Below are 17,239 nucleotides of genomic sequence, written 5' to 3'. Positions count from 1 at the left end.
ACCTGCGTTGCCATCGCTGCGTTGAAAACAGGCTGGTGCGCCAGCCCGGTCAAAATGCTCATTTACCACATGTAAATTGCGCTTTTTCGCCTGTTTTCGCCTTGCGCTGGCTGCCTCGCCTACATTTTTCAACGGCCTGTTAGACACTGGCCTGGCGGGTAGCGGCCAGGCGCCAGAGCCGGGCGATGTCCGCCGCCCGCTCGCGCAACAATCGCGGGGCCTCGGCGCAGGCCTGTTCCAGGCTCATGGGCCCGGAGGTCAGGGCGAAGGCCGCGTCCACGCCATGGGCATACATCTGCTGGTAGCCCTCGCCGAGGGTGCCGGCGATGACGATCACCGGCACCCCCTGCTGGCGAGCGATCCGTGCCACGCCGAAGGGCGTCTTGCCACGCAGGGTCTGGGCATCGAAGCGCCCTTCGCCAGTGATCACCAGGTCGGCGCCACGCACCGCCTGTTCCAGCCCTACCAGCTCGGCAACCACTTCCACCCCGGGGCGGAACCTCGCGCCGAGAAACGCCTTGGCGGCGAATCCCAGGCCACCGGCGGCGCCACTGCCGGGTTCGTCACGCACGTCCCTGGGCAGCACCTGGGCGCAGAGATCGGCAAAGTGCCCCAGTGCCTGGTCCAGGGCCTGGACCTGCTGCGCCGAGGCGCCCTTTTGCGGGCCGAAGATGGCCGAGGCCCCCTGCTCGCCACACAGTGGGTTGTTGACATCGGCGGCGATCTCGAAACGCACCTGGGCCAGGCGCGGGTCCATGGCGTCTAGCTCGATGCTGGCCAGGTCGGCCAGGGCCAGGCCACCCCGGGGCAGCACCTGGCCCCGACGGTCCAGCAGCTTGAGCCCCAGGGCTTGCAGGGCTCCAGCCCCGCCGTCGTTGGTGGCGCTGCCGCCGATGGCCAGGATGATGCGCCGGGCGCCGGCGTCCAGGGCCGCCTGGATCAATTCACCGGTACCGAAGGTGCTGCTGTGGCAGGCATCGCGCTGGCCTGGCGGCACCAGTTGCAGGCCACTGGCCTCGGCCATTTCGATGATCGCCGTGTGGCTCGATGCCAGCCAGCCCCAGCGAGCCTGCACTTCGCTACCCAGCGGGCCCTGGACCCGGGTGCTGCGCAGTTGCCCCTGGCATGCGGCGAGTACCGACTCCACCGTGCCCTCGCCACCATCGGCCATCGGGCACTGCAGTACCTGGGCTTCGGGCCAGGCCTCGGCCAGCCCCTGGGCGATGGCCTGGGCCACGCCTTCGGCACTCAGGCTGTCCTTGAACGAGTCGGGGGCGATGATGATCTTCATGGGGCTATCTCCGGTTCTTGTGGCGCCATGCTGCCATTTGCCGCAGCGGCTGACGCCAGTCCGCTGCACAAGGACGCAGGCACTTTATTGTTCATTGCTACAACCCGCGCAGTCGGGATGATAGGGCTGCGACCGGGGACGCAGCACCCGTAACACCGGCACCGCCGTTATTCAGGAGGGAATTGGGAGGCGGGTTGCTGGGGCAGCAGTTGCACGGCCAGGTACAGCGAGAGCATGCCGTCCAGGCGTAAAGGGTCGACGCCACTGAGTTCGGTGATGCGCTCCATGCGATAGCGCAGGCTGTTACGGTGGATGCCCAAGGCATCGGCACAGGCCTGGCTCTGGCCGTCGTGGTCGCACCAACTGCGCAGGGTCGCGATCAACTGGCCATTGCTGTCCTTGGCCAGGACCTTGCGCAAAGGGCTGAGCAGCTCGTCCAGGGCATCGTCGTTGCGATGGCGCCAGAGCATGACCGGCAAGCGGTAGCGATCCAGGGTCAACACCCGGGTATCCGGCAGGATGTCGCGACCGTAGGCCAGCAGGTCGCCCACCCGGCGATAGCAGCGACGCAGCCCGGGCAGGCCATCGGCCTGCCCGCCCACGGCCACCCGCACGATGCTCCAACCCTGGCTGGCGAGCTTTTCCAGCAACCGCGGGTTGTCCAGGCTCAGGGTCGCCGGTCGACACCAGAGCAGCGAGGTCTGCGCCGCGCTGACGCACCAGCTGTCCGGGTAACGCGACAGCAGCCAGGCACTGAGGGCTTCGACGTTCTGCCCCGGGGCGAGCTCGAACAGATAAGGCGTACGCGCCAGTTGTGGCTTGAGTCCCATTTGCCGGGCCTCATCCACCAGGCGCGGCGAGTCGCCCCCCTCGCCCAGCAGCAATGCCAGCAGATCGTCGCAACGTTGGCGCCGCCATTGCTGCTCGGCCTGCTGATGGCGCTGGCTCACCAGCATCTCGGCGGTCATGCGCACCAGCTCGGCATAGGTACGCAACAGCGCTGGATCGCCGGTGATGCCCAGCACGCCGATCAGGCGCTGGTCGTGCAGCAACGGCAGGTTGATCCCCGGCTGCACGCCCTTGAGCCGGCATGCGGTAGGTTCGTCGATCTCCACCACGCGGCCGTTGGCCAGCACCAGTTGTGCACCTTCGTGGCGGGTGTTGATACGTTCCGGCTCGCCGCTGCCGAGGATCAGGCCCTGGCTGTCCATGACATTGACGTTATAAGGCAGGATGGCCATCGTGCGGTCGACGATGTCCTGGGCCAGGTCATGATCGAGTTCGAACATAGGGGGATGATCCTTGAGGCTGATGCGACTAAGACGGGACTGCAAACCGTACGGCGTTGTTCGCTGGCACAGGCCCTGAAACCATTCGCTGTGCGCCGGCACAAAGACAGCGGCACCGGGGTGGCCGAGACTCTCAGGGCGGTCAACGTTACCCTTGCACCGTGAAAAATCATAATAAAGAGAGACACACCATGTCACACAGAGCCGCTGCCGCACTGGCCCAGGCTGACGACAAGAATGCCGTCTACAAGCGCATCACCCTGCGCCTGATCCCCTTCATCTTCATCTGCTACCTGTTCAACTACCTGGACCGGGTCAACGTTGGCTTCGCCAAGTTGCAGATGCTCGACGCCCTGAAGTTCAGTGAAACGGTCTACGGCCTGGGCGCCGGGATCTTCTTCATCGGCTACGTGCTGTGCGGCGTGCCCAGCAACCTGGCGCTGACCCGCTTCGGTCCGCGGCGCTGGATCGCCCTGATGATGATTGTCTGGGGCACGCTGTCCACCTGCCTGCTGTTCGTCACTACGCCGACCCAGTTCTACACCCTGCGCCTGTTCACCGGCGCTGCCGAAGCCGGCTTCTTCCCTGGCGTGGTGCTGTACCTGTCGCAGTGGTTCCCGACCTTCCGCCGTGGCCGGATCATGGCCCTGTTCATGTCGGCGATCCCGGTCTCGGGCCTTTTGGGCAGCCCGTTCTCCGGCTGGATCCTCAACCACTTCGCCGCAGGCCAGGGCGGCCTCGCCGGCTGGCAGTGGATGTTCCTGCTGCAAGGCATTCCGACGGTGGTGCTGGGTGCCCTGGCGTACTTCCTGCTCAGCGACGGCTTCGCCCACGCCAAGTGGCTGAGCCCGGCCGAGCGTGCGGTGCTGGAGGCCGACCAGGCCGTAGACGCCGCCAACCAGCCCAAGACTGCCAGCGACTCCCTGGCCCAGGTGTTCAAGAACCCGGCGATCTGGGCCTTCGGCCTGGTCTACTTCTGCATCCAGAGCGGGGTCTACGCCATCAACTTCTGGCTGCCGTCAATCATCAAGAACCTGGGTTTTGCCGATAACCTGGTGATCGGCTGGCTCAGCGCGATTCCCTACCTGCTGGCGGCCGTGTTCATGCTGCTGGTGGGACGTTCGGCGGACCTGAACAAGGAGCGCCGCTGGCACCTGGTGGTGCCGATGCTGATGGGCGCCGTGGGGCTGCTGATCGCGGTGAACTTCGCCGCCAACCCGGCCATCGCCATCCTCGGCCTGAGCATCGCCACCATGGGTGCCCTCACCGGCCTGCCGATGTTCTGGCCAGTGCCTACGGCGCTGCTCAGCGCCGGGGCGGCTGCCGGTGGCCTGGCATTGATCAACTCCATGGGCCAGATGGCCGGTTTCCTCAGCCCCTACATCGTCGGCTGGGTCAAGGACAGCACTGGTTCCACCGATGCCGCCTTGTACCTGCTGGCGGCCGTGATCGTCGCCGGCGCCCTGTTGGCCCTGCGCATGACCCGTACCTTGCATCGCTGAGCCCCGGCTGCGGCAAAAGCCCGTTCGAGCATCGGCTGGAACGGGCTTTTTTCGTGGTGGGGGTCAGTCCGGTGCGCCAGGGTGCAGGGCGTAATCATGACTGCTGGCCAACGCCCCCGATGCCGGGGCATCCAGTTCCAGCACCAGGCCCCCGGGCAGGCGCACGAAGATCTGCCAGAGACCATCTTCCGGCACCTGCGCCACCTGGTGCTCAAGACCGCTGGCTTGCACCCGCAGCAAGACCGCTGCGGCGGCCTCCTGGGTGCTGAAGGCGATATGGCTCAGCTGTGGCGTGGGGCAAGCGTTCTGCTCGATGACATGCACCAGCGCCTGATCATCCTGGTACAGCCAGCGCCCGGGGAACGGAAACGGCGGACGGCGGCCCGCATGCAGCCCCAGTAGTTCGGCAAAGGCCTCAGGCAGCGTCGAGCCACCATCGGTGTTGAAGGCCAGGTGGTCGAAGCGCCAGTTCACAACAGGCCTCCGCCGTCGACATCGATCAGGCTGCCGTTGATGAAGCCGTTCTCCATGGCCAGGATGAAAGCCGCCGCCACCTCCCCCGGCTCCCCGACCCGGCCGACCGGCAAGCTCGCGGCCGCCTTGGCGAACATCGCCGCGCGGGCATCGGCGGACATGCCAGCGTAGGCCTCGGTATCGGTGATCCCCGGGCTGATGACGTTCACCCGCCGTGGCGCCAGCTCCTTGGCCAGGTGCTTGCCCAGGGCATCGAGGGCGGCATTGAGGGTGGTCTTGAGTACCTGCCCGGGGACCATCTTGCGCGACAACATGCCCGAGGTCAGGCTGATGCTGCCCCGGGCCGCCAGGTACGGCAGTGCAGCCTGCACGGCCCGCCATACGCCCCAGAACTTGACCTCGAAAGCCCGCTGGGCATCGTGCAGGTCGGTGTCGGCCAAGGGGTTGGGAACGATGGCCGGGCCGGCGCTGATCACCAGGTGCTCGAAGCCGCCCACGGCCTGGAACAAGGCCTCCAGGCTGGCGCTGTCGGTGATGTCCACGCTCAGCGCCCGGGCCGACTCCGGCAGGCGTGCCTGCTGGCGCTGCAAGGCCTTAAGATCGCGCCCGGCCAGCACTACCCGGGCGCCACGGGCGGCGGCCTGGTGCGCCACGGCGGCGCCGATGCCACTGCCGGCCCCGATGACCACGACGGTCTGTTGGTGCAAGCCTGGATTGGAAAGAGTCATTGCGATCACCTGTTGTGAAGGAAAGGAATTACATCTTCACAGCTTGCCAATCGGAGAAAAATCCGCTTAAAACGCAAAGATCTTTAAAGGATTTTTATCAATGAGCTCGATCCTCGACCTGGAAACCTTCGTTCGCATCGCCGACGAAGGCAGTATTTCCGCAGCGGCGCGCAGCCTCGGCATCACCGCGGCGGCCGCCAGCATTGCCTTGAAGCGCTTGGAAACCCGCCTGGGCAGTCGCCTGCTGGCCCGTTCCACCCGCAGCCTGCGCCTGACCCCGGAGGGCCGCCGCTACCTGGACAGCGTGCGCCTGGCCCTGGCCACCCTGGAGGATGGCGAACAGGCGCTCAGGCAGCAGGGCCAGGGCCTATGCGGCGTGCTGCAGCTATCGGCCCCTTCGGATTTCGGGCGCAACGCGTTGCTGCCCTGGCTCGACGAGTTCAAGAACCAGCACCCGCAACTGCGCCTGCAACTGCAGCTCAACGACCGCCATGCCGACCTGTTCCGCGAGAGCGTGGATGTGGCCCTGCGCTTTGGCGTGCCCGGGGATTCCAGCCTGGTGGCCCTGCCGATCCTGGCCGTGCATCACCGGGTGGTCTGCGCCAGCCCGCAGTACCTGGCCCGCCATGGCACACCGCAAGTGCCCGAGGACCTGGCCGGGCACAGCGCCCTGCTCTACCTGCGCGATGGCCAGCGCTACGACCTCTGGCGCTTCAGCCGGGACGACCAGGTGCGAGAGATCCAGGTGGGCGGCGACTACGCGTGCGACGACGGCGAGGTGGCCCGTCGCTGGGCCCTCGCCGGCCATGGCCTGGTCTACAAGGCCCGACTGGATGTGGCCGAGGACCTTCGCGCCGGGCGCCTGGTGCCGCTGCTCACGGACTGGCAAGGGGAGCCACTGCCCTTCAACCTGCTGTGCCCGCATCGCTTGCAGGTGTCCGAGCGGGTGCGCCTGCTGCACGGGTTCCTGGTCCAGCGCTGTCGTGAACTGTGTCCATGACAGGCATTGCCCTGGTAGGTGGTTCTGGTATTTGATGCTCGGTCCCAACGGCCAAAACTCCGGCCACCTCTCTAGCACAAGGACTTCGCACCATGAGCTATCGCCTCCTCGGCCACTCCGGCCTCAAGGTTTCCAGCCTGACCCTGGGCACCATGATGTTCGGTGAGCAGACCAGCACCGAAGACTCGCTGCGCATCATCGACAAGGCCTGGGACCAAGGGATCAACTTCATCGATACCGCTGACGTCTATACCCAGGGCCGCTCCGAGGAAATCGTCGGTGAAGCCATCGCCAGGCATCGCCATGAGTGGGTCCTGGCCTCCAAGGTCGGCTTCGGCCCCACGGACGGCGTGCCCAACCGCAGCGGCCTGAGCCGCAAGCACATCTTCAATGCCATCGAAGCCAGCCTGACGCGACTGGGTACCGATTACCTGGATATCTACTACCTGCACCGCGAGGACCACGGCACGCCGCTGGAGGTGAGCATCGCGGCCATTGGCGACCTGCTGCGCCAGGGCAAGATCCGCCACTGGGGGCTGTCCAACTATCGGGGCTGGCGGATCGCCGACGCGGTACGCATTGCCGACCAGTTGGGTGTGGAGCGCCCGATCGTCAGCCAACCCTTGTACAACATCGTCAATCGCCAGGCCGAGGCCGAGCAGATCACAGCAGCCCGTGCCTATGGCCTGGGGGTGGTGCCCTACAGCCCGCTGGCCCGCGGCGTGCTCAGTGGCAAGTACGCACCCGATGCGGCCCCGGACAGCGGCAGCCGGGCCGGGCGCCAGGACAAGCGCATCCTGGAGACCGAATGGCGCGTGGAATCCCTGCGCATTGCCCAGCAGATCCAGCAATACGCCCAGGGCCGAGGGGTCGGGATCGTCGAGTTCGCCATTGCCTGGGTGCTGAACAACCAGGCCGTGAGCTCAGCCATCGTCGGCCCTCGCACCGAGGCCCAGTGGGATACCTATACCCAGGCCCTGGCCGTACAGATCAGTGCCGAGGACGAGGTCTTCATCGATTCCCTGGTCACTCCGGGGCACGCTTCGACCCCGGGGTTCAACGATGTCAGCCACTTCGTCCCGGGACGCTTCGCCCGCCTGGACTGAGCCGCGCCAGTGGCAGCGCAAGGGTCGCCACCGGCGGCTTCCGAGCGCTGCCTGTGGCACAAACGAAACAATATCCCTCGGGGATGTCGCAAACAGAGCAAAAATTTCGCGCCAAACCCTCTATATTGCCCTCGCTTATTTCCCCTACTCCGTGCGCGCTGCGCATCCGGGTCTTACGAGGACAGTGTGTCGAAAGGTATTGCGTTATCGGTCTTGGCGTCGGTGCTGTTTGCCGTCATGTATTTCTATACGTCGCTGCTGGCTCCCCTCACCGGGGTGGAGATCTTTGGTTGGCGAATGCTCCTCACCCTCCCCTGCATGACCGTGTTCATGCTGTTGACCGGTGAATGGCGACGGGTCGGCGAAGTGTTGCGCCGGGTACGCGACACTCCAGTCATGGCCCTGGCGCTGCTGTTGTCCTCGGCCCTGGTGGGTGTGCAGTTGTGGTTGTTCATGTGGGCACCGCTCAACGGCTACAGCCTGGATGTGTCCCAAGGCTACTTCCTGCTGCCGCTGACGATGATCCTCACCGGACGCATCGTCTACGGCGAACACCTGTCCTGGTTGCAGAAGGTCGCCGCGTTCCTGGCGTGCGTCGGCGTACTCAACGAGCTGTACCAGGTGGGCAGTTTCTCCTGGGCGACCCTGGTGGTGGCAGTGGGTTACCCACTGTATTTCGTCTTGCGCCGGCGCTTGCAAAGCGATCATTTGGGCGGCCTGTGGCTGGACATGGCGTTGTTGATACCGGTGGCGCTGTGGTTCGTGCAAAGCGGTGAACAAGGCTTCGCCGTGCTGGAGGCCTACCCCCGCCTGTACCTGTTGATTCCCTTGTTGGGCCTGATCAGCGCCTCGGCCCTGGTGTGCTACATCATCGCCAGCCGCCAGCTGGCCTTCAGCCTGTTCGGCCTGCTCAGCTACGTGGAGCCGGTGCTCCTGCTGTGCGTGGCGCTGCTGCTGGGAGAAAGCATCAAGGATGGGCAATGGCTGACGTACGTGCCGATCTGGCTGGCGGTAGTGGTGCTGATCATCGAGGGCGCACGCCATCTGCTGCGCCAGCGTCGCAGGTGATGCTCTTGAAGGTGGGTAAAAGAGCCTGGGGCAAGGCCCCGAGGGCCTGAGTGCAGCCGCCCCCTGACTGAAGCACGGCCACGGCCGTGCCAAGCTTCGTCAGGGTTTGATCTGCTTCAGTTCGTTGAGCAGGGCCAGCAGGGCCTGCATCTTGTCTTCGCCGAACTGCTGCTGGATCCTCTGGTAGTTGACCTCCATGTCGTCGCTCATCGACTCGAAGCAGGTGTGGCCCCTCTCGGTCAGGGTAATGAACAGGCGGCGCTGGTCTTCCGGGGATTTGCGCCGACTGACGTATTCGTCACGCTCCAGGCGGGTCAGCACTCCGGTCATGCTCGGCGGCAGGATGCAGGCCATCTTCGCCAACTGGTGACTCTCCAGTTCGCCGTTCTGGCGCAGGATGCGAATCACCCGCCATTGCTGCTCGGTCAGGTCGTGCTGGTTCAGGGAAGGACGGAAAAACGCCATGGCGGCCTCACGGGCCTGTAGCAGGGTCAGGGTCAGGGAAGGTCTGGGTGTTTTCATCGCGGCACAGGTCAGGGCTGGGAAACAAAGGCGAGAACATTAACACATTCACAATCGCCAACCGACAGGCAAAACAAAGCCCGGCCAGGAAAGACCTGGCCGGGCTCTGGATTCAGGCCTTGTGGGGATTACTCGGTAGCGAGCACACCACGACGTACCTGGTCGCGTTCGATCGATTCGAACAGCGCCTTGAAGTTGCCCTCGCCGAAGCCATCGTCGCCTTTACGCTGGATGAATTCGAAGAACACCGGGCCCATCAGGGTTTCCGAGAAGATCTGCAGCAGCAGGCGCTTGTCTTCTTTATCCGACGCACCGTCGAGCAGGATGCCGCGCGATTGCAGTTGATCAACCGGCTCGCCGTGGTTTGGCAGGCGACCTTCGAGCATTTCGTAGTAGGTATCAGGCGGTGCGGTCATGAAGCGCATGCCGATCTTCTTCAGGGCGTCCCAGGTCTTGACCAGGTCGTCGGTGAGGAACGCCACGTGCTGGATGCCTTCGCCGTTGAACTGCATCAGGAACTCTTCGATCTGGCCTGCGCCCTTGGACGATTCCTCGTTCAGCGGGATGCGGATCATGCCGTCCGGAGCGGTCATGGCCTTGGAAGTCAGGCCGGTGTACTCGCCCTTGATGTCGAAGTAGCGGATCTCGCGGAAGTTGAACAGCTTCTCGTAGAAACCGGCCCAGTAGGCCATGCGCCCGCGATACACGTTGTGGGTCAGGTGGTCGATGATCTTCAGGCCCGCACCTGGTGGGTTGCGGTCCACGCCTTCGAGGAACACGAAGTCGATGTCATAGATCGAGCTGCCTTCGCCGTAGCGATCGATCAGGTACAGCGGCGCGCCGCCGATGCCCTTGATCGCCGGCAGGTTCAGCTCCATCGGGCCGGTGGCGACGTGGATCGGCTGCGCCCCCAGTTCCAGGGCACGGGCGTAGGCCTGCTGGGCGTTCTTGACGCGGAACGCCATGCCGCATACCGACGGGCCGTGTTCTGCGGCGAAGTAGGAAGCGATGCTGTGGGGTTCGTTGTTGAGGATCAGGTTGATCGCGCCTTGGCGATACAGGTGCACGTCTTTTGAACGATGGGTCGCGACTTTGGTGAAACCCATGATCTCGAAGATCGGCTCGAGGGTATTGGGGGTGGGCGATGCGAATTCGATGAATTCAAAGCCCATCAGGCCCATCGGGTTTTCAAAGATATCTGCCATGGTTGGCGCCTCATCATATTTTTAGAATTAACGGAACGTTAGTTGCTATCAATGCTGAGGAAGGCAGGTGGTGCGCAGGAAATGCCCCGCACGCTGCGCGCGAGGAAGTCACCATAGATGAGTTGGAATCCGAGAATCTTCATATCGGTCCTGTCTTGCCGGCTGGCCAGGCTTCTGCTGCCAGAAGACTTTATTATTGTATGCGTAACCAGATTCTACACAGCGTAAAAGCCTTTGTCCGCACTCTTTATAAAATCGCCTTTCTTGCCCCGCTCGCAAGGGGTTTGTTGCACTGGTAGATGCCTCCCAGGATCAACGCTGCGCCGAACGCCATCACCAGGCTCAGTTGCTCCCCGAGCAGCACGGCACCGAGGATCACCGCTGTCAGTGGATTGAGGGCGATGAACACCCCAGAGCGGGTTGCTCCGATTCGCCGCAAACCGTCGTAGTACCAGATGTAGGCCAGCGCTGAACCCAATACGCCCAGGTACAGCAGGCTCAAGCCCTGGGCCAGGTCCAGGCCAAGCACTGCCTGCAGGTCGAACTCGCCGCGGGCCAGGGTCGCGGCGCACAACATCAAGGTGCCCATCACCACCGAGTAGGTCACCGTCTGCAAGGGCCCCAGGCTCTGGTTCAAGCCCTTGGAAAACAGCGAGTACACTCCCCAGCCCAAGACACAGCCAAGGATCAGCAGGTCGCCCCGCCAGCTCCCTGCCTGGCTGATCAAGGCCGAGGGATCACGGCTGCAGATCACCAGGGCCGCGCCCCCCAGGCACAGGGAGACCCCCAGCAGCTTGCGTCGACTCAAGCGCTCCTTGAACAACGCCCAGGACGCCAGGGCGATCACCGCCGGGTTCAGCGCGACGATCAACGAGGCCCGCGAGGCGTTGATCTGCTGCAGGCCCAGGAAGAAACACAGGTTGTAGAAGAAGATTCCGAAAAAGCCCAGCACCGCCAACTGGCCCAGTTGCCGAAGGCTCGGGCGGGCCAGCGGGATGCGTGCAATGGCCATGAAGCCAAGCAGGGCCAGGCTGGCCAGGAGAAACCGCAGGCTGGCGGCCAGCAACGGCGATAGCCCCGAGGCCAGGTAACGTCCCGCCACAAAGGTGCCGCCCCAAATCATGGTGACCGCCGCCAGCTTGCAGTACACCGTCAGGTCGCTATGCCTGGCCACCAGGGAATCATGAACGCTGCTTTCACTCATATTCATCGCACTCGGGAGAAGGGTTTGTATTGCCAGCGCATTCTTTGTCTAATATCCAATCATCGTAAAATGAGCTTTTACTCATGACCCTGACCCAGTTGGAAATCTTCTCCCGGGTAGCCGAACTCCAAGGGTTCACCAGCGCTGCAACGCGCCTGGGCATCAGCCAGTCGGCCGTGTCCCATGCCATTCGCGCCCTGGAACAGGAGCTGGGGGTCGAGCTGTTCCACCGGCACCAGGCCCAGGTCGAACTCACCGATATTGGCCAGCAATTGCTGACACGTGCCCGGGGCATGCTCGGCCTGGCAGCGACGTTGGAACAGGAGGCAGCCGATGCCCGGGGCATGAAGCGTGGCACCTTGCGCATCGGTTCGTTCGGCCCTAGCTCTTCCATCCGGCTGCTACCCCCGATCCTCGCGCAATTTCGCAGCCAGTACCCGGGCATCGAGGTGCACATCGACGAGGGGCCGGATCGACAGGTCCTGCAGTGGCTGGAGGAGCGGCGCATCGATCTGGGTTTCGTCGTGCAGCCCCAGGAACGCTTCGATACCTTTGCCCTGGCGGAGGACCAGTTGGTGGCACTGCTTCCAGCCGAGCACCCGCTGGCCCAGGAACCTCAGGTACGTCTGGAACAGTTGTGCAACGATCCATTCGTGCTGACCGAGGCGGGGTCCTCAGAGCTGGTTTCGCGATTGTTCATCGGTGCCGGGCTCAAACCCAATATCCGCTATCGCTGCTCACAATTGCTCAGCACCCTGGAAACCGTGGCACGAGGCGACGCTTTGAGCATCGTCGCCCAGTTGTCATTGCCCCAAGGGACAGATCCACGTTATACAAACCGGCCACTGGAACCGACAGTGCAACGCAGGATCGCCATCGCGGTGCTGGACCGACGCCAGTCCTCACCTGCAACGCTGGCCTTCATCGACCTTGCCCAACGTCTCTATGGCCAGGCAAAGCCGTCTATCCTGCGATGATTGCAATACCGGCTCCCAAGCGGCATCGCGTCGCGCCCCTCTCCTGCCACAGGTCCGACCCATGCCGCTGACCGCCAAAGGTCCACTTACACACGCCACCCGCAGTTTCTGGACCCTGATGGCGATACTCCTGCCAATCGTGCTCGGTGCCGTCATTCTCTATTTCCAGGCGCAACGTACGCTGCTGCGCTCCAGCCTGGAAACCGCCGAGGAGGCCATCGAGCAGTTCGACCAGATGCTGGACCACACCGACAGCGCCACCCGCGCGTTGCTGCCCCTGGCCGGGCAAGATTGCAACGCTGCGCAGCAACTGGCGCTGCGCGAACAAGTCACCCGTCTGCCGTGGGTGCGCTCTACCAACCTGGTATGGCGCAACAACAACTATTGCAGTTCCTACCTGGGCAACTACGCCGCGTCCCTCGACCCCGGGAACTATGTGGATGGCCGGCTACAACTGATGGACGGCAACCATCTCACTCCCGACACCCCGCTACTGGTCTATCGCTTGAGTGACGGGGAAGGTGCTGCGCTGGCGGCCATCAACGGTTATCACCCGACCAATACCCTGCGCATGCTCAACCGCTTCGCCCAATTGCATTTGCAAGTGGGCCAGCATTGGCTGTCCAGCGACGGTCAGGTGCGCGATGGCATTGCGCCCCGGGCCGCCGTGGCCAATCAATACCTGGAGTCGTCGCGCTACCCCTATAGTGTCGACGCCGGCTTTGCCGAAGGCAGTGTCTGGCACTACATGAGGAGCCAGTACCCGGCGCTGTTCAGCTTGCTGATCTTTCTCGGAACCGCCGCAGGCGCCCTCGCCCATTGGCTGCAAAAACGTGCCGTCTCCCCTAGCCATGAACTGCGCAGGGCGCTGGGGGCCCGGGAGTTCATCCCGTACTTCCAGCCGGTGGTGCGTAGCGATAGCCTGCAATGGGCGGGTATCGAAGTGTTGATGCGCTGGCAGCATCCCAGGGAGGGATTGGTGCGTCCGGACCTGTTCATTCCCTTCGCCGAGCACACAGGGCTGATCGTGCCCATGACGCGCTCGTTGCTGCAACAGACTCGGGAGGCCCTGGTGCCCTGCGCCGCCGACTTCATCGATGGTTTCCATATCAATATCAACATCACCGCCCGCCATTGCCAGGATTTGCAATTACTGGAGGATTGCCGGGAGTTTCTCGCCGCGTTCGCGCCGGGCAAGGTGATCCTGGTGCTGGAGCTGACCGAACGCGAGCTGATCGAGCCCACTCCCGTCACCCAGCAATTGTTCAGCGCGCTGCACGAACTGGGGGTGATGATTGCCATCGACGATTTCGGCACCGGGCACTCCAGCCTGGGCTATCTGCGCAAGTTCAATGTCGATTATTTGAAGATCGACCAGAGCTTCGTTGCCATGATCGGCGCCGACGCGCTGTCGCTGCATATACTGGACAGCATTATCGAACTCTCGATCAAACTCGATCTAGGTATAGTCGCCGAAGGAGTTGAAACTCCCGAACAGCGTGACTATCTGCTGGACAAAGGCGTGCATTTTCTCCAGGGCTACTTGTTTGGACGGCCAATGCCCAGCAAGGAGTTTGTTAGGAGCATCGCGCGCCATTAAATAGCCATACCTGAAAATAACGCTCGACACACAACTCAAGACCTGCACCGATTTGTATCAACTGGCAAATAGTCGATGAGCAAGAACAACATGATTTACTCTCGGCGCATTAACTACTACAATTTTTCATGCCTGTACAAAATTCACAGGTAGGCCACTTAATCGAACCTTAACCAGTTCATGGCTTATAGCTTTGTTTGTGGTTTGTATCAGCCAAAAATAGGGCGGTTGCAGGAGCTGAGTGCAACACGGTCATTGAATTGAAACTGGAGCATCATGCCGCATAGCCATGGCCTTCTGCATCACCTCGTCCATAACTTCGATTGGGCATTTGAAGTCGAAGCGCTTACGCGGTCGCATGTTCAGTTGCAGCGCAATGGCGTCCAGCTCCTCCTGGCTATGTACCGACAGGTCTGTGCCCTTGGGCAAGTACTGGCGAATCAGGCCGTTGATGTTTTCGTTGCTGCCGCGCTGCCAGGGGCTGTGCGGGTCGCAGAAGTAGATCGCCACGCCGGTTCTTTGGGTGATCTCGGCGTGTCGCGCCATCTCCCGGCCCTGGTCGTAAGTCATGCTCTTGCGCATCTCCAGCGGCATGCTATTGAGCGCGGCGCTGAAGCCTTCCAGCGCCGAAGTCGCCGTCGCGTCGTTCATCTTCACCAACATCAGGTACCCACTGGTGCGTTCCACCAGCGTACCGACGGACGAGGCGTTGGCCTTACCCTTGATGAGGTCGCCTTCCCAATGCCCCGGCATCAGCCTGTCTTCAATCTCCGGCGGGCGCACATGAATACTGACCATCTCGGGGATCTGGCCGCGCCGATCCACGCCACCAGAGCGCGGCCGGCGCGTCGTCTTGCCTTGGCGCAGACAGATGATCAGCTCCTTACGCAGCTCACCCACTGGCAGGGCATAGATCGCGTTGTAGATCGTCTCGCGACAGACGTAGGCATCTCTGAGGCTAGGTATGTTCATGTGGCGCAGCTTGCCGGCAATCTGTTCGGGAGACAAACGCTCACGCAGCATATGAACCACCAGTTCGAAGCGCTCGCTCCCCGGCAGCAGCTTTCGGCTCGGTCGACAGACTTGGCGGCGGGCCTTCATCTGCTCCTGGGCCGCGCGGGCCGAGTAGCTGCCACAGACATCTCGATTGCGGCGCAGCTCTCGACTGATGGTCGAAGGAGACCTATTGATCAGGCGAGCAATCCTGCGCAGGCTGAAGCCCTGGGCGTGGCCGATTTGGATGGTGGCGCGTTCTTCAACGCTGAGTTCGGTATATGACATAGGGGCAGCACCGTACCGGAAAGGTCAGGTGTTGCACTCAGTTTTTGCCGCCGCCTAGACTATTGGAGTGAAGATATTGTCCAGACTTGCTGAATTTCGTGCTGCTGAAAAAGCACTTCAAGAACAGCTCGCCCAGCTTGAGTCGCTGAAGAACGACGCCGGCCTCAAGAAGGAAATCGAGTTCGAGGAAAAACTCCAGGCCCTGATGAAGTCCTACGACAAGAACCTGCGTGACATCATCGCGATCCTCGATCCAAACCTGGGCAAGGCCGGCTTGCCGCAGGCCAATGCGCCTAAACAGCGCCGCGCCCGTGTGGTCAAGGTCTACCAGAACCCGCACACCGGTGAACTGATTGAAACCAAGGGTGGCAATCATCGCGGCCTGAAAGCCTGGAAAGAGCAGTACGGCGCCGCCACTGTGGACTCCTGGCTGCGCGCTTGAACAAAGCCGCACTCTGTCAAAGGCCCCGCATATGCGGGGCTTTTTACATTCATCAGAATATTCTTATTGCTATCTGCATCTAAGGAAATATCGGCTGCACATCACCCCGCCCTACTGCCTCGAGGCCGCGCTACAAGCGGCCTGCAATAAGGCCAGGCGGCGAGCAACTTCTTGCTTAGTACCTTTTCGATAACGAACCTGTAACACGCGAAAATCAAAGCCCTGACCTTGGAAACCCATTTAAAGTTTCAGGTTATTTCGTATCGCGAGTATTTCTTCCCGACTATCGGTATAAGCAGTCGCCTGGCCGGCGTATGAAAGTACATAGGCCTTATCTCCATCCAACGCCGCCACCAATGTTTGCGACAGTACATGCCGGCCGTTCTGGGTAATGGTGCAAGTGGTCTCCAATCCATCGAGGCGACTCAACTGCGCAGCGTGGATCTTGTTGCACACACTCTGATAACCACCTTGGGCAAAATCCTTTTGCACCGATTTGCGCATCTCCAACAACACCCCCTGAAGATTGACCACATGCCCACTAGCGACCTGAGTCATGGTCAACTCCATGACCATTTGCGGATTGCCTGCTGCGTCATTCTTCACCGCCCGCTGCCGGGAAACCTTGGTCGTCGGGTCCTCACCCTGGGAAGGTATCGGCTCCACGATCCAACCCTGGGGCCAGGCGATCTCTGGATCGGCTTGCACTCCAGTGGCCAGCATGACCAGGAACAGCGAAGCGATCCGGCATTTAAACGACTTGATCATGTGAACGCACACCAAGGGAACGAACCTGGAAGTCTGAGCCTGGCGCCAGGAATGGGCAATACATCAGGAGCTTTGGGTTTGGCGCCATCCCAGGCAGTTGCGTATCATTGCCCCATCCCAAGGATGTCCGAACCATTGCCTGGCAAGCAGTTGCCCGAGCCCGAGCAACTCCTTGCACTTTTTTCAGGAGGGCCCATGAGCCTCAACGAACTCAATACCTTTCCCGGCGTGACAGCCCAGCCCGATGCCGCTACTGCCCGCTTCGTCTTCAACCACACCATGCTGCGAGTCAAGGACATCACTCGCTCCTTGGATTTCTACACCCGTGTCCTGGGGTTTTCCCTGGTAGAAAAACGTGACTTCCCTGAGGCCGAATTCAGCCTGTATTTCCTTGCGCTGGTGGACAAGGCACAGATTCCGACAGAGGCCGCTGCGCGCACCGAGTGGATGAAGTCGATCCCCGGCATTCTCGAACTGACTCACAACCACGGTACCGAGAACGATCCTGAGTTCGCCTACCATAACGGCAACACCGACCCACGCGGTTTCGGCCACATCTGCATCTCGGTACCGGATGTCGTCGCTGCCTGTGAACGTTTCGAAGCACTGGGCTGCGACTTCCAGAAACGACTGACCGACGGTCGCATGAAGAGCCTGGCCTTCATCAAGGACCCGGATGGCTACTGGGTCGAGATCATCCAGCCTGCTGAGCTGTAAGCACCCCGCCCTTTCCAGGGACAATAAAAAACCCCATGAGCCTGGCTCATGGGGTTTTGTTTTAC

The 17,239-nt window shown here is 62.2% G+C and carries 17 protein-coding genes; 8 read left to right on the top strand and 9 right to left on the bottom strand.

The genetic code is table 11. From position 1 onward, the window contains the following. Nucleotides 1-139: 139 nt before the first annotated feature. Both ATY02_RS13540 and ATY02_RS13535 read right to left on the bottom strand, forming a co-directional pair. The gene (locus ATY02_RS13540; RefSeq protein ID WP_068588170.1) at nt 140-1,291 is read right to left on the bottom strand and encodes a glycerate kinase; all 1,152 of its coding nucleotides are present in this window, start codon (nt 1,289-1,291) and stop codon (nt 140-142) included. A 167-nt stretch (nt 1,292-1,458) separates the two neighbouring features. Further along, complete coding sequence (locus ATY02_RS13535; protein WP_068588167.1) at nt 1,459-2,580, bottom strand: sugar diacid recognition domain-containing protein; 1,122 nt, start codon at nt 2,578-2,580, stop codon at nt 1,459-1,461. 191 nt (nt 2,581-2,771) lie between these two features. Here ATY02_RS13535 and ATY02_RS13530 point away from each other — a divergent pair, with 191 nt between their 5' ends. Next, nucleotides 2,772-4,082, top strand: a complete 1,311-nt coding sequence (locus tag ATY02_RS13530) for an MFS transporter (RefSeq protein WP_068588164.1) — start codon at nt 2,772-2,774, stop codon at nt 4,080-4,082. Nucleotides 4,083-4,145: 63 nt separating this feature from the next. Here the strand turns inward: ATY02_RS13530 and ATY02_RS13525 are convergent, their stop codons facing one another. Together ATY02_RS13525 and ATY02_RS13520 are read right to left on the bottom strand one after the other, a co-directional pair. Further along, a complete protein-coding gene (locus ATY02_RS13525; RefSeq protein WP_068588161.1) occupies nt 4,146-4,556 on the bottom strand; it encodes a hypothetical protein in 411 nt (136 codons plus the stop codon). Beyond that, nucleotides 4,553-5,284 carry an SDR family oxidoreductase gene (locus ATY02_RS13520; RefSeq protein ID WP_068588159.1) on the bottom strand — a complete coding sequence of 244 codons (732 nt, stop codon included), beginning with the start codon at nt 5,282-5,284 and terminating at the stop codon, nt 4,553-4,555. The genes ATY02_RS13525 and ATY02_RS13520 overlap by 4 nt, the downstream gene beginning before the upstream one ends. A 100-nt stretch (nt 5,285-5,384) precedes the next feature. Between ATY02_RS13520 and ATY02_RS13515 the strand changes: the two genes are divergently transcribed. The 3 genes from ATY02_RS13515 to rarD all read left to right on the top strand — a co-directional run bounded on the left by ATY02_RS13515 (nt 5,385) and on the right by rarD (nt 8,458). Beyond that, the gene (locus tag ATY02_RS13515) at nt 5,385-6,284 is read left to right on the top strand and encodes a LysR family transcriptional regulator (RefSeq protein WP_068588156.1); all 900 of its coding nucleotides are present in this window, start codon (nt 5,385-5,387) and stop codon (nt 6,282-6,284) included. Between the two features lie 92 nt (nt 6,285-6,376). Beyond that, nucleotides 6,377-7,390, top strand: a complete 1,014-nt coding sequence (locus ATY02_RS13510) for an aldo/keto reductase (protein WP_068588153.1) — start codon at nt 6,377-6,379, stop codon at nt 7,388-7,390. A 186-nt stretch (nt 7,391-7,576) separates the two neighbouring features. Then, nucleotides 7,577-8,458: an EamA family transporter RarD gene (rarD, locus tag ATY02_RS13505; RefSeq protein WP_068588151.1), complete on the top strand. Its 882-nt coding sequence runs from the start codon at nt 7,577-7,579 to the stop codon at nt 8,456-8,458. A gap of 99 nt (nt 8,459-8,557) precedes the next feature. Here the strand turns inward: rarD and hpaR are convergent, their stop codons facing one another. The 3 genes from hpaR to ATY02_RS13490 all read right to left on the bottom strand — a co-directional run bounded on the left by hpaR (nt 8,558) and on the right by ATY02_RS13490 (nt 11,389). After that, on the bottom strand, nt 8,558-8,980 hold the full coding sequence (gene hpaR, locus ATY02_RS13500) for a homoprotocatechuate degradation operon regulator HpaR (protein WP_068588147.1): 423 nt from the start codon (nt 8,978-8,980) through the stop codon (nt 8,558-8,560). Between the two features lie 128 nt (nt 8,981-9,108). Further along, nucleotides 9,109-10,185, bottom strand: a complete 1,077-nt coding sequence (gene hppD, locus ATY02_RS13495) for a 4-hydroxyphenylpyruvate dioxygenase (RefSeq protein ID WP_022639100.1) — start codon at nt 10,183-10,185, stop codon at nt 9,109-9,111. A 247-nt stretch (nt 10,186-10,432) separates the two neighbouring features. After that, nucleotides 10,433-11,389, bottom strand: a complete 957-nt coding sequence (locus ATY02_RS13490) for a DMT family transporter (RefSeq protein ID WP_068588204.1) — start codon at nt 11,387-11,389, stop codon at nt 10,433-10,435. A gap of 83 nt (nt 11,390-11,472) precedes the next feature. Here ATY02_RS13490 and ATY02_RS13485 point away from each other — a divergent pair, with 83 nt between their 5' ends. Both ATY02_RS13485 and ATY02_RS13480 read left to right on the top strand, forming a co-directional pair. Beyond that, complete coding sequence (locus tag ATY02_RS13485) at nt 11,473-12,366, top strand: LysR family transcriptional regulator (RefSeq protein ID WP_068588144.1); 894 nt, start codon at nt 11,473-11,475, stop codon at nt 12,364-12,366. 61 nt (nt 12,367-12,427) lie between these two features. Continuing rightward, a complete protein-coding gene (locus ATY02_RS13480; protein ID WP_068588141.1) occupies nt 12,428-13,966 on the top strand; it encodes an EAL domain-containing protein in 1,539 nt (512 codons plus the stop codon). A gap of 252 nt (nt 13,967-14,218) precedes the next feature. On the opposite strand, the gene ATY02_RS13475 is transcribed toward ATY02_RS13480, so the two are convergent. Next, nucleotides 14,219-15,247: an IS30-like element ISPsp8 family transposase gene (locus tag ATY02_RS13475; RefSeq protein ID WP_058182715.1), complete on the bottom strand. Its 1,029-nt coding sequence runs from the start codon at nt 15,245-15,247 to the stop codon at nt 14,219-14,221. Between the two features lie 76 nt (nt 15,248-15,323). On the opposite strand from ATY02_RS13475, the gene ATY02_RS13470 reads away from it, so the two are divergent. Continuing rightward, the gene (locus ATY02_RS13470) at nt 15,324-15,689 is read left to right on the top strand and encodes a histone-like nucleoid-structuring protein, MvaT/MvaU family (protein ID WP_068580765.1); all 366 of its coding nucleotides are present in this window, start codon (nt 15,324-15,326) and stop codon (nt 15,687-15,689) included. A gap of 240 nt (nt 15,690-15,929) precedes the next feature. On the opposite strand, the gene ATY02_RS13465 is transcribed toward ATY02_RS13470, so the two are convergent. Then, nucleotides 15,930-16,457, bottom strand: coding sequence for a DUF4946 domain-containing protein (locus ATY02_RS13465; RefSeq protein ID WP_068580762.1), 528 nt, complete (start codon nt 16,455-16,457; stop codon nt 15,930-15,932). 195 nt (nt 16,458-16,652) lie between these two features. On the opposite strand from ATY02_RS13465, the gene gloA reads away from it, so the two are divergent. Continuing rightward, nucleotides 16,653-17,174: a lactoylglutathione lyase gene (gloA, locus tag ATY02_RS13460; protein WP_068580758.1), complete on the top strand. Its 522-nt coding sequence runs from the start codon at nt 16,653-16,655 to the stop codon at nt 17,172-17,174. Nucleotides 17,175-17,239 lie beyond the last annotated feature (65 nt).

This window comes from Pseudomonas sp. BIOMIG1BAC, from assembly GCF_001705995.2.
Lineage (GTDB): Bacteria > Pseudomonadota > Gammaproteobacteria > Pseudomonadales > Pseudomonadaceae > Aquipseudomonas > Aquipseudomonas sessilinigenes.
This window is presented reverse-complemented; position numbering and strand designations above follow the sequence as displayed.